The organism is Actinocorallia aurea (assembly GCF_054783995.1).
The window spans coordinates 1-12,151 of sequence record NZ_BAAGPQ010000029.1; the positions used below are offsets into that span (position 1 = coordinate 1).

General features: G+C 72.1%; 10 protein-coding genes. 4 read left to right on the top strand and 6 right to left on the bottom strand.

All coding sequences use genetic code 11. The annotated features are described in order from the left end of the window. Positions 1-30: 30 nt before the first annotated feature. Positions 31-543: an MFS transporter gene (locus tag ACYVOM_RS32670; RefSeq protein ID WP_460307424.1), complete on the top strand. Its 513-nt coding sequence runs from the start codon at positions 31-33 to the stop codon at positions 541-543. Positions 544-601: 58 nt separating this feature from the next. Then, positions 602-3,004, top strand: coding sequence for a glycoside hydrolase family 3 C-terminal domain-containing protein (locus ACYVOM_RS32675; RefSeq protein WP_460307425.1), 2,403 nt, complete (start codon positions 602-604; stop codon positions 3,002-3,004). A 152-nt stretch (positions 3,005-3,156) separates the two neighbouring features. Here ACYVOM_RS32675 and ACYVOM_RS32680 read toward each other — a convergent pair whose 3' ends face one another. The 3 genes from ACYVOM_RS32680 to ACYVOM_RS32690 all read right to left on the bottom strand — a co-directional run bounded on the left by ACYVOM_RS32680 (position 3,157) and on the right by ACYVOM_RS32690 (position 5,182). Further along, entirely contained in the window at positions 3,157-3,603 is a 447-nt protein-coding gene (locus tag ACYVOM_RS32680) for a hypothetical protein (RefSeq protein WP_460307426.1), read from the bottom strand. 427 nt (positions 3,604-4,030) lie between these two features. Further along, positions 4,031-4,579, bottom strand: coding sequence for a pentapeptide repeat-containing protein (locus tag ACYVOM_RS32685; protein WP_460307427.1), 549 nt, complete (start codon positions 4,577-4,579; stop codon positions 4,031-4,033). A 96-nt stretch (positions 4,580-4,675) separates the two neighbouring features. Then, the gene (locus ACYVOM_RS32690) at positions 4,676-5,182 is read right to left on the bottom strand and encodes a MarR family winged helix-turn-helix transcriptional regulator (protein ID WP_460307428.1); all 507 of its coding nucleotides are present in this window, start codon (positions 5,180-5,182) and stop codon (positions 4,676-4,678) included. A gap of 99 nt (positions 5,183-5,281) precedes the next feature. On the opposite strand from ACYVOM_RS32690, the gene ACYVOM_RS32695 reads away from it, so the two are divergent. Continuing rightward, the gene (locus ACYVOM_RS32695) at positions 5,282-7,552 is read left to right on the top strand and encodes an LLM class flavin-dependent oxidoreductase (protein WP_460307565.1); all 2,271 of its coding nucleotides are present in this window, start codon (positions 5,282-5,284) and stop codon (positions 7,550-7,552) included. 124 nt (positions 7,553-7,676) lie between these two features. On the opposite strand, the gene ACYVOM_RS32700 is transcribed toward ACYVOM_RS32695, so the two are convergent. From ACYVOM_RS32700 to ACYVOM_RS32710, 3 genes are all read right to left on the bottom strand, one after another. Then, positions 7,677-8,381: a TetR/AcrR family transcriptional regulator gene (locus ACYVOM_RS32700; protein WP_460307429.1), complete on the bottom strand. Its 705-nt coding sequence runs from the start codon at positions 8,379-8,381 to the stop codon at positions 7,677-7,679. 191 nt (positions 8,382-8,572) lie between these two features. Beyond that, complete coding sequence (locus ACYVOM_RS32705; RefSeq protein WP_460307430.1) at positions 8,573-9,793, bottom strand: PucR family transcriptional regulator; 1,221 nt, start codon at positions 9,791-9,793, stop codon at positions 8,573-8,575. A 79-nt stretch (positions 9,794-9,872) separates the two neighbouring features. Next, on the bottom strand, positions 9,873-11,327 hold the full coding sequence (locus ACYVOM_RS32710; protein WP_460307431.1) for an MFS transporter: 1,455 nt from the start codon (positions 11,325-11,327) through the stop codon (positions 9,873-9,875). Positions 11,328-11,486: 159 nt separating this feature from the next. Between ACYVOM_RS32710 and ACYVOM_RS32715 the strand changes: the two genes are divergently transcribed. Continuing rightward, positions 11,487-12,134 carry a TetR/AcrR family transcriptional regulator gene (locus ACYVOM_RS32715; protein WP_460307432.1) on the top strand — a complete coding sequence of 216 codons (648 nt, stop codon included), beginning with the start codon at positions 11,487-11,489 and terminating at the stop codon, positions 12,132-12,134. Positions 12,135-12,151 lie beyond the last annotated feature (17 nt).

Below are 12,151 nucleotides of genomic sequence, written 5' to 3' on the forward strand. Positions count from 1 at the left end.
GGAAGCCAAGGAAGCTCAGAAGCACGTTCCGTGACCGCTCCCCAGGGAGTGAGACAGAGCCTCTTCCTGCTGACCGACTACTTCCGCGTCGACGAGCCCGAAGCGATGATCCCGATGCTCGGCGCGGTCAGCCTCGCCGGCATCCTCATCGCCACCGCGATCTCCGGGCCGCTGTCGGACCGCGCCGGGCGGCGCAAGCCGTTCGTCTTCGGCTCCGCGACGGTCACCGGGCTCGCCCTGCTGCTGCCCTGGGTCTGGCCCGACGTGACGGCCTGGACGCTGATGATGTTCCTGTGCGGCTTCGGCTTCGGCATGTTCCAGGCCGTCGACACGGCGCTGATGAGCGAGGTCCTGCCGTCGGCGAAGTCGTTCGCCAAGGACCTCGGCGTGGTCAACATCGCCGCCACCCTGCCGCAGACGCTCGCCCCCGGCGTCGCCGGCGCGATCGTCCTCGCGTTCGGCCACGCCGGCCTGTTCCCCGTCGGGATCGCGCTCAGCCTGCTCGGCGCGTTCGCGGTCTGGCCGATCAAGGCGGTGCGGTGACGCCGTGCTCCTCTTCGCCGGACCTCTCCCCACTCACCGCTGAACACGGAAAAGGACCATGAACCACGAGAACGGCAAGATTCCGGAGTCCGTCGAGGCACGGGCGCGCCGGATCGTCCAGGCGCTCGATCCCGCCGCGCGGGTGAGGCTGCTGTCGGGCGCGAGCATGTGGTCCACCGAGGAGGCGCCCGGCGCGCCCGCGCTCCTGCTCGCCAACGGGCCCAACGGGGTGGGCAAGCAGGTCTCCGACGCCGACCACGTGGGCATCGGCGAGACCGTGCCCGCCACCTGCTTTCCCGCCGGTGCCGCGCTCGGCTCGACCTGGGACGAGGCGCTGCTGGAAGAGGTCGGCGCGGCGATGGGACGCGAGGCACGCGCCGAAGGGGTGGGCGTCCTGCTCGGTCCCGGGCTGAACATCAAGCGCCACCCGGGCGGCGGGCGCACCTTCGAGTACCTCTCTGAGGACCCGTTCCTCGCCGGGAAGGCCGCCGCGGCGCTGGTGCGCGGCGTGCAGGCCGAGGGCGTCGGCGCGTCGGTGAAGCACTTCGCCGGCAACAGCCAGGAGACCTCGCGCATGCGCCTGGACTCGGTGATCGACGAGCGCACCCTGCGGGAGGTCTACCTCGCCGGATTCGAGATCGCCGTGCGCGAGGGGAGGCCTTGGACGGTCATGACGTCCTACAACCTGCTGGGCGGCGAGCACACCGGCGAATCGGTGTCCCTGCTCGACGAGATCCTGCGCGGGGAGTGGGGCTTCGACGGACTCGTCGTGTCCGACTGGATGGCGGTGTTCGACCGCGTCGCCGGGGTCCGGGCCGGGCTCGACCTGGAGATGCCCGGCGGCAGCGACGCCTGGGACGCCCGGGTGCTGCGGGCCGTCGCGTCAGGGGCGCTCTCCCAGGACGAGGTGGACCGGGCGGCGGCTCGGGTCGTCGCGCTCTCCCTGCGCGCGGAGCGGGCGCGGGCCGAGGCGGGGCCCGCCGTCGTCGACCGGGACGCCCACCACGCGCTGTCCCGGCGCGCGGCGGCGGCCGGCACCGTCCTGCTGACGAACGACGGCCTGCTCCCGCTCGCCGCGTCCTGCCGCGTCGCGCTGATCGGAGCCGCCGCGGAGCACCCCCGCTACCAGGGCGTGGGCAGCTCGCGCGTCAACGCCTGGCGCACCGAGACCGTTCTCGACGCGCTGCGCGACCGGATCCCGGGGCTGACGTACGCACCCGGATACGACCCGGTCACCGGGGAATCCCCTGCGGAGCTGCGGCAGACGGCCGTGGCGGAGGCCTCGTCCGCTGATGCGGTCGTCTTGGTGCTGGGCGTGCCCGCCGGGCTGGAGGCCGAAGGCGTGGACCGCACGGACCTCGCCCTTCCCGCCGATCTGAACGCCCTCGTGCGCGACGTCGTCGCCGCCAACTCCCGCACGGTCGTCGTGCTCGTCAACGGGGCGCCGTTCGAACTGCCGTGGGCCGACGAGCCCGCGGCCCTCATCGAGGCATACCTGGGCGGGCAGGCCGCCGGAGCGGCGATCGCCGACGTCCTGCTCGGGGACGCCGAACCGGGCGGAAGGCTGGCCGAGAGCTTCCCGGTGCGGGCCTCCGAACTGGCCGCCTCCGCCGCGTTCCCGACCACGGCCCCCACCCAGGCCCTGTACCGCGAGACGTCCTTCGTCGGCTACCGCTTCTACGACACCTGGGACGTCACGCCCCGCTTCGCCTTCGGCCACGGGCTGACCTACACCTCGTTCACCTACGGCACACCGCACGTCACCGGCCATGGCACGGATCTCGTCCTCACCGTGCCGGTCACCAACACGGGGGAGCGGACCGGCACGGAGGTCGTGCAGCTCTATGTGCACGACGCGGACTCCGCGGTCCACCGGCCCGAGCAGGAACTCAAGGCCTTCGCACAGGTGCGGCTCGCGCCGGGAGAGACGCGTGAGGTTACCCTTCGCCTGGACCGCCGATCCTTCGCCGTCTACGACGTCGCGAGCCGATCCTGGCTCGTGGAAGCGGGCGACTTCGACCTCCGCGTCGGCGCGTCCTCGCGCGACATCCGGGCGACGGTCACCGTGCGGATCGAGTCCGACGACATCCTCACCCCCGTACCCGCCCCCGCAGGCCCCGTCGCCACGGACGAGGAGATGGCCGCGCTCCTCGGCCGCCCCGTCCCCGCCCCTCGCCCGCTCCTGCCCTACACCACCGACTCCACCATCGAGGACCTCGCCCAGACCTGGCTGGGCCGACGCCTCCGCTCCACGCTGCTCGCCGCCGTCCGCAAACAGGTCCCGATCGACGACGAGGCCACCAAGGCCATGGTCGAAGCCGTCCTCGCCCAAATGCCCCTCCGCGGCCTCGTCACCGCATCCGCCGGCCGTCTGACCCTCAACACCCTGGACCGCCTCGTCTCCATCCTCAACGCGACCTCACCCACCCCCCGCCGAACACCCGCAAAGCCCCCACGGTGATGCCGAGACGCGACACATCACGTGTCTCCAAGTCTGCATGGATCGCGATCGGTGGTGGTCTCGTGAGCGGGATACGGGACTCAAGATCCGGCTTTTGCGAGGTTCGGCCGACGCCGTGGGCGACGTGGTGATCCCGGCGGTGGCGGCGTCGGTCAGTGTCGGTGGGGTTCGAGGTGTTCGATGTAGGCGGCCAGGCGTAGGCCGGCCTCGAAGGCGAGGTCGGTGTCCGGTTCCGGGTCGAGCCACAGTTCGGAGATCCGGCGCCAGGCGGGTGGGCCGATGAAGGGGCCGGCGACCGGCTCGTCGCCGAGGGCAGGACGCCAGAGGGCTTCCTGGTCGAGCAGCCTGCGCAGGACCGCTTCGTTGTCCGCGGCCTTGGGATGCTCGGTGTGGAAGCCGATCTCCAGCGCGTGCCCCCGAGCCTCCTCGACCAGGTCGGCCCTGATCAGCTGGGCCTCGTAGTGCTCCTTGGCCGGAACGGGATCACCGATCCACGCCTTGACGCCGTTGCGGTGCACGACGAGCCGGAGCGGCCCGAGGACCCGGGGCACGGCACCCCGAACGACCTCTCCCACCTGCTCGAAGAAGTCCGGTTCCACGTCATCACTCCCATCACCCGCGCCTCCGGCCAGCGTACGGAACCCCACCGACATTCCCGGTACGCGCCTGGGACGGGGCCGGGCCACCGCGGTGCTCGACGACGTCCCGGAGGGTTGCGTGCAGTGCGTTCCCCCACGCCGACCCCATCGCGCACGCGCTCCTCGGACCGGATCCGGAGGAGTCCTCCGCGCGGGTCCCGGCGCGTCCCCGACCAGCGTGTGCGTCGGCTACGTGATGGGAGGCGGCACCGAGTACGGGCAGATCGCGTAGCGGCCCGAGGCCCGGCACGCGACGAGCATCGGGACGACGGTCACGTCCATGGTGCCGGGGCGAGTGGCGTGACCGTCGGTCCGTCGGCGGCGGCGGAGCACGCGAGCCGCTTCATCCCCGGGTGCCACGGCGTGAAAGCCTGAACACGCAAGGCTTCTAGCGGTCCTGGACGGGGTCGAGGAGCACGCCTTCGAAGTGCGGGGTCGCGGCTCGTATCTGTTCGGGGCGGAGGCCCGTGCCGCGGAGGTCGGTGCGGGTCAGGCGGGCGTCGGTGAGCGTCGCGCCTTCGAGGCGGGCATGCCGCAGGATCGCGCCGGTGAGGTCGGCACGGGTGAGGTCGGCGTCGCGGAGGTCGGCGCCGGTCAGGTCGGCGTCGCACAGTTGAATCCAGCGCAGGTAGGCCCCGTACAGGACGGCGCCCGACAGGTCGGCTTCCGACGCCATGGCGCCTTCGGCGTTCGCTCCGCTCAGATCCGCGCCGCGGAGCTCCGCGCCTTCCAGGAACGTCCCGTACAGCGTGGCTCCGACGAGTTCCGCTCCGGCGAGTTCGGCGTGGGACAGATCGGTGGACCTCAGCACCGCCCGACGCATCCGTGCGCCGTCCAACCGGAATCCGGACAGCCGCAGCCCGCCCATCTGGGCACCGGTCAGATCGAGCGGCTCGGCAGGCTCATTCTCGACGGTTTCGTCGCCTGGGTTCTCCATCGAGGGACTCCCGACCTCTCCCACTTCGTACCTTTACCTCCATCCTGAGCACTTGGTGTGCCGGAGTAGGCCGAAATCCGGTGTTCGGGGCGCGCGTCAGGATCGCGGGCCGGGTGGGTCGAGGACCTCGGTGCAGCGGTCGGATTCGGGCGAGGTGGCGGAGGCGGCGCGTTCCAGCAGGGTGAGCAGCAGGGTTCGCTCCTCGGGAGCGAGGTCGCGCAGGAGGTCCTCCTCGGTGCGGGAGACCTGCTCGTCGAGGTCGGCGAGGATCCTGCGGCCGTGGTCGGTGGGCACGACGCGGCGGGCCCGCCGGTCGTTCGGGTCGGGTTCGCGGCGCAGGAGGTCGCAGCCCTCGAACGCGTCGAGCAGGTAGGTCATGACGGTGCGGTCGATGCCGAGGCGGGCGGCGAGGGCGGCCTGGGTGGGCGGCGTCCCGTGGGTGGCGGCGGAGAGTACCTGGTAGCCGCGGACCCCTTGCGGGAGGTCGCGCGCGATCTCCTCGACCCGTGCGCGCCATTCGCGCAGCAGGACGGTGAGCGTCCAGCCCAGCATGGACGGCTCGCGCGGCGGCGCCTGTGGTTCTGGGCGTTCCCGGATCGTCACGCACCCAGCGTAGCCGGAAATACGCTGCGGCGCCGATGTGTTGTCGAAGATATAGTCTGCTCCACAGATTATCTCTCGGAGAGAAGAAGGGGGTTCGTGATGCCGGACTACGGCCATGACCTCGAGTTCGGCGCGTTCCTCACCCCGCAGAACCGCGATCCGCAGAGCCCGGTCCGGCTCGCGCAGGCCGCCGAGGCGGCGGGCCTCGACCTCGTGACCTTCCAGGACCACCCCTACCAGCCGGGATTCCTGGACACCTGGACTCTCCTGTCCTGGGTCGCCGCGCAGACCGAGCGGATCACGGTCTCCGGCAACGTCCTCAACCTGCCGCTCCGCCCGCCTGCGGTGCTCGCCCGCGCCGCCGCGTCCCTCGACCTGCTGTCGCAGGGCAGGTTCGCCCTGGGTATCGGCGCCGGCGGCTTCTGGGACGCGATCGAGGCCATGGGCGTCCCGCGCCTCACCCCGGGCGAGTCGGTCACCGCCTTGGAGGAGGGCCTGGAGATCATCCGCGGCGTGTGGGACGCGGGGGAGCGCGGCATCCTGCGCGTCGACGGCGCGCACCACAGGGTCGACGGGGCCAAGCGGGGCCCTGCGCCCGCGCACGACATCCCCATCTGGCTGGGCGCCTACGGCCCGCGCATGCTGCGCCTGGTCGCCCGCAAGGCCGACGGATGGCTGCCCAGCCTGTCGTATCTGAAGGACGGCGACCTGAAGCGCGGAAACGGCGTCATCGACGAGGCCGCCGCCGAGGCCGGACGCGATCCGTCGGAGGTGCGGCGGCTCCTGAACGTCACCGGCGAGATCGGCCCTTCCTCCCAGGGCCTCCTGCGCGGGCCCGTCGCGCAGTGGGCGGAGGAACTGACCGCCCTCGCCCTGGAGGACGGCATCGGCACCTTCATCCTCGCGTCCGACGACCCGGCGGCGCTCCAGGCCTTCGGCGCGGAGATCGCCCCCGCGGTGCGCGCGAGCGTGGCACGGGAGCGGGACAAGGCGGGGACGGCGCCTGCCGCGTCGCGGCGCGGGTCGGCCGCGATCGCGCTGCGCCGTCCGGGCATCGACTACGCGAAGGTGCCCGCGGACCTCGCGGCCGACGCCGTCGAGCCGGGCGACCGCGCCTACGGGTCGGTGCGGCACAACTACCTGAGGTCAGGGTCACCGGGCCTGGTCCTGCGCCCGCGGACGGCGGGCCAGGTGGTCGACGCCCTCGGCTACGCGCTCACCCAGGACGTGCCGCTGGCGGTGCGCTCGGGCGGCCACGGCATCAGTGGCCGCTCCACCAACGACGGCGGCCTCGTGCTCGACGTCGGCGCGCTCAACGCCGTCGAGATCATCGATCCGAGAACCCGGCGGGTGCGGCTCGGCGCGGGCGCGACCTGGGGCGAGGTCGCCGCGGCACTGGCGCCGCACGGATGGGCGATCAGCTCGGGCGACTACGGCGGCGTCGGCGTGGGCGGGCTCGCCACCACCGGCGGGATCGGCTTCCTCGGACGCAGGTTCGGGCTGACCATCGACCACGTCGTCGCCGCCGAGGTGGTGACCGCCGACGGACGCGTCCTGCGCGCCTCCGCGCAGGAGAACCCCGACCTGTTCTGGGGCCTGCGCGGCGCCGGAGGCAACCTGGGCGTCGTGACGTGGGTCGAGATCGAGGCGATGGAGCTCGGCGACATCGTCTTCTCCCAGATGACCCTCGACGCGCGCGACACCTCCGGACTCCTCCAGCGCTGGGGAGCCGCCGTGGAGGCCGCGCCGCGCGAGCTGACGAGCTTCCTCATCCTCTCCCCGGCCCGCCGCGGCCGCACTCCCGTCGCTCAGCTCATGACGGTGTACGCCGGCGACGACACCTCGGCCGCGGTGAAGGAACTGGAACGGCTCGCCGAGGCGGGCCCGCTGCTCGACCACCAGGGCCACCTCCTGCCCTACGCCGCCCTGGTGCGGCCCGAGGAAAAGCACCACACGGGCGGCGGCGATCCCGCGGTCCGCTCCGGCCTCGTCACCCATCTCGACGCGGACGTCAGCGGCGCCTTCGCGAGGACGGCGCACTCCGGAACGCCCTACTTCCTTCAGATCCGCGCCACCGGCGGCGCCGCGCACGACCTGGCCGGCGACGCCACCGCGTATCCCCACCGCCACCAGAACTTCGCGCTCACCGCCATGGCGGCCTTTCAGTCCCCTCTGAACGCCCTGTGGGACGCCGAGGTCGCCCCGCACACCGACGGCCTCTACCTGTCCTTCGACACCGACACTCGCCCCGAACGCCTGCGCGACGCCTTCGGCGACGCGGGCCTCGCCCGGCTCCGCCACCTCAAGCGCGCCTACGACCCCGCCAACGTCTTCCGAGCGAACTTCCCGATCACCCCCGCGGACTCCTGACGTCTCCGGCCTCCCAACTGCCGAGGGCGGCCACCAGCCCCGCGATGCCCGGTGGGGAGGCGGAAGCCTCCGTCACCCGAGCGGGGGCGGGCGGCCGTCGGTCTCGGACGGCCACGCCGGTCGCTCACCGCTCCGGCTCGCAGGGAAGCGGGGGCGGGGGGTGGAGCATGGGGGCGAGGTAGCGGCGGGCCAGGTCGGCTAGGTGGTCGTCGTCTTCGAGGTGGGGGAGGTCGGTGGGGATGGTCAGGAAGGAGGAGGAGATCCGGACCATCAGTTCGGCGACGAGGTCGACGTCGACTTCGGCGGCCACGTTGCCGGCGTGCTGCTCGTGGCGGAGCAGGCCGGCGAGGAACCGGCGCACGAGGGTGAGCGCCTGCCTTTCGTTCTCGATCGGGGAGGCGGCGACCAGATCGGGTTCGGGGGCGAGCAGTCCGCCGATCAGCGGGTTGCTCCGGGAGGCGCGCAGCGTGCTGACGAAGCCGAGGACCACCCGGTCGGTCACCGTCTCGGCCTGGGCCATCTCTTCCCGGAACTCCTCGAAGTAGCGCCGGAACTCGCGGCGCACCACCTGTTCGACCAGGGCGTCCTTGGTGGAGAAGCGCCGGTAGACGGTGATCCGTGAGACACCGGCCCGCCGCGCCACGTCGTCCATGGTCGACTTCTGGACGCCCAGCCGGCAGAACTGCTCGTAGGCGCTGTCGAGGATGCGTGCGCAGTTCCCCTCGTCCTCGTCGACCAGCTCCGCGGCGTCGGCGTACGCCTGCTCCAGCAGCGACTCCGCGTCGGCGTCCGCTGCGGCGCCGGACGTGGGGAGCGGGGGCGTCTCCATATCTCTCCCGGAAGACAGGGGGAAGGTCTGCCGGCCGCAGAGGTCGTGCCCACGGCCGACGCATCAATTGGACTCACTGTCAGTGACGTCGGAAACGCGTTCCGCGCAACAAACTACCAACCTCAAGGGTCGCCGCCGCGTCCGGTGGGTGTGATGTGCCTTCCGTTCGGCGCCTCAGCCTTCGAGATCGCTCAGGCTTCGGGGTCGCTTCGGGGCGGGTCTTGCGGGCGGGTGTGCGGGCGGGTCCGGAGCCAGTAGGTGAGCGCGGCCTGGTATTCGAGGTTGCGCTCGGGGTCCCGGATGGCGGGGCCGAAGACCTCCTCGAGCTGGCGGATGCGGTAGCGGATGCTCTGGGGGTGCAGGTTCAGGCGGGCGGCGACGTCGGAGGCGTTGAATCCGCACTGCAGGCAGCGCAGCAGGGTTTCCAGGAGCGCTTCGCGGGTGGAGTCGCGCAGGGAGCCGACGGGGGCCAGCAGGGTGTCGACGAGATGCTCCATCATCTCGCCGCCGTGCAGGAGCACGAGGGGCAGCGTGTGGTCGTCGGTATGGACGAGCCGGTCGCCGTCGAGAAGGCCCTCGGCGGAGAGGTCGAGGGCGCGGCGGGCCCAGCGCAGGGACCGGGCGGCCTGGGTGATGCCGACCGTCGGGCCGACCGTCGCGGTCCAGTCGCGCAGTTCGGTGGCGAGCGCGAGGCGGCGGCCGGGCCCGGCGGGGTCGGGAATGACGAGGCAGGGGTCCGGGAGATGGAGGCCGGGGAGCGCGTCCGCGGGGAGGGCGGGCCGGAGCTTGACGACGTCGGTGCGGCGTCGCAGCGCCACCGCGGCGATCGTCCTGGGGACGGGCCAGCCGGCCTCCGCGGCGGCCTGGTGGACGTCCTCGGGGCGGGGCCCGTCGCTGATGAGCAGGTCGAGGAGCTTGCGCCGGTGGTGCAGGGTGTCGCCGACCCCGGCGCCGGCATAGCCCTCGTTCATGGCGCTGGTGATCCGCTCCAGGTAGTACAGGACGTCCTGGGCGACCCGGGCGATCGCGGTCGGGGTGACGCCCGGATACGTGCCGACCGCCTCGGTCATCCGGTTGATCGCCACGCCGGTGCTGATCCTGAACGTGGCCTGCCAGTCGTCCTGGGCGACGCCCTCCTCGGCGAGGAGTTCGCCGAGGTCGCGGTAGAAGTCGTGCAGTTCCTCGAGACGGGCGTCGCCGCCGGCCAGGAGCTCGATGAACCGCCCGATCCCCCAGTGCACCGCCTGGCCGAGGAAGGCGCCGTACCGGGGATCGTGCGGCCGGACCAGCGTGGGGATCTGCGTCTCGATCTCGCGGACCGCTTCTGCGGTGACCTCGGGAAGTCGCCCGCGCAGCGCTTCGCCGAGTTCGGCGGCCTGCTCCTCGGTCAGGTCCAGATCGGTCAGCCGCACGGCGCTCACTCCTCTTCCGGTAAGAGGGATCACCCTAGGACAGATCGCGGCGGGCGATCCGGCGAGTCCGCACGGCGCCTCAGGCCCGCTCTTCGGTCGAGCGGGAGTCGGTGAGGGTGAGCGCGCCCCCTGCCGCGATCAGACCGACGATCACCGCGAGGACGGCGTAGGTGATCCGCTCGCCGTGGAAGAACGACGCCACGAGATCGCCGCTCCAGGCGCCGGCGGGCAGCCGCGTGGTGACCAGCGCGGCGATCATGGTGCCGATCACCGCGGTGCCGATGCTGCTCCCCACCTCCTGGGCGGTGTCGTTGAGCGCCGTGCCGATCGAGGTGCGGTTGGCCGGCATCGCCTCGACGAGGGCGATCGCGCAGATCGTCATCACGGTGCGCAGCCCGATGGTCAGCACGACCATGGAGACCGCGATGGCGGGGTACCCGTGGTCGACGCCCCAGGCGAGGCCGGCCAGCGAGCCGGCCAGGCAGGCCGCGCCGATCAGGCAGGCGACGCGGTGGCCGAACGCCTTCGCGAGCCACTCCGACAGCGGGGTCGCGGCGATCATGGTCATGATGATCGGCAGGTTCGCCAGCCCGGCCCGCACGGGGCTCCAGCCGTAGGCGTACTGGAAGTGGAGGATCAGCCCGAACATCACGCCCGCCATCGCGATGGACGTCCCGACCTGCGCGATGGCGGCGCCGCGGACGGTGCCGCGGGAGAAGAGGCGCAGGTCGAGCATGGGCGACGCGCTGCGGCGCTCGTGCCGCACGAACGCGACGGCCGCGGCCACCGCGCCGAGGACCGACGCGAGCGTGATCCCGGAGAGCCAGCCGTGCTCGACGCCGCTGGTCAGCGCGTAGCAGGACAGGCCGATGGCGGCGACGCTCAGTACGGCGCCCGGCAGGTCGAGCCTGTCGTCGGTCAGGTCCTCCGGCCGGTCGGCCGCGACGCCGAGCCGGACGCCGATGGCCGCGATCAGCGCGATCGGGGCGTTGACGATCAGGAGCCACTCCCACCGCACGTGGGCCAGGGCGGTGCCGCCGAGCAGCGGGCCGAGGACGAATCCGGACATGCCGACGACGATCATCAAGGTCATCGCGCGCATGCGCAGCGCCTGGTCGTCGAAGAGCCGGAAGACCAGCGCGTTGGTGATGGGCGCCATCGCCGCGGCGGCGATGCCGAGCCCGGCCCTCAGGGCGATGAGCTCCCCTGCGGTGGTGACGGCGACGACGCACAGGCTCAGCAGGCCGAACACGGCGAGGCCGATCAGCAGCACGCGGCGGCGTCCGAGGCGGTCGGCCATCGATCCGGCGGTGAGCAGCAGTCCCCCGAAGGTGAGGGAGTACGCCCCGGTGACCCATTGCAGGGCGGTCGTGCCGCTGCCGAGGTCGCGGCCGATCGTGGGCAGCGCGATCGAGAGCAGCGTGTTGTCGACCATCTCGACGAAGAAGGCCAGGCAGAGCGCGGCCAGGGGGATCCACGCGGCGCGTAGGGATGGATAGGTGCGGGAGGTGGCGGGTGCGGCAACGGCGGTCATGGGGGCTCCTCTCGGGCGTCGTCGACTATCGAACGACGTTCGATAACATAGAACAACGTTCGATGATGCGCAAGCTGTGATTGAATGGAGCACATGGCACGCCCGCGAACACGCTCCGTCGATGGTCCGTCCCGAGAGCGGCAGCGTGCCTCGCACTCCATGGAGGCCGTCCTCGCCGCGGCCGTGGGCCTGCTCGACGAGGCGGGCGCCTCGGCCCTGACGTTCCGGGCCCTGGCCGGCCGGCTGGGCACCGGCGTCGGCAGCATCTACTGGTACGTCGCGAGCAAGGAGGAGCTGCTCGACCGCGCCGCCGACCATGTGGTCGGCGAGGTGCTGACCGCCATCGAGGGCCAGACGGGCAGCGACGACCCGATCGCCGACCTGCGCATGATGGCCGTCACCCTGTTCGACACGATCGTGGACCGGCCATGGCTGGCGGCCTACTTCATGCGCAACACCGAGGTCCAGGAGCACTCGCTGCGGCTGTACGAGAAGTTCGGACAGCAGGTGCTCCGCCTCGACCTCACGCCGCGGCAGCGGTTCCACGCGGTTTCGGCGGTCGTGGGCGTCGTCGTCGGCACCGCCGCCGACCTGGGCGCGGAGGTGCCCCGGGAACTGCTCGACGGCAGCGTGAACCGCGAGGAGTACCTGGGGCGTTTCGCCGAGACATGGCGTGCGCTCGACCCCGCGGAGTACCCGTTCGTGCACGAGATCGCCGACGAGTTCGCCGGGCACGACGACCGGGAGCAGTTCCTCGCCGCGCTTGACCTGACGCTGGCGGGACTCCGCCTCCAGACCGAAGCCTGACCGACGGCTTCCCCGGC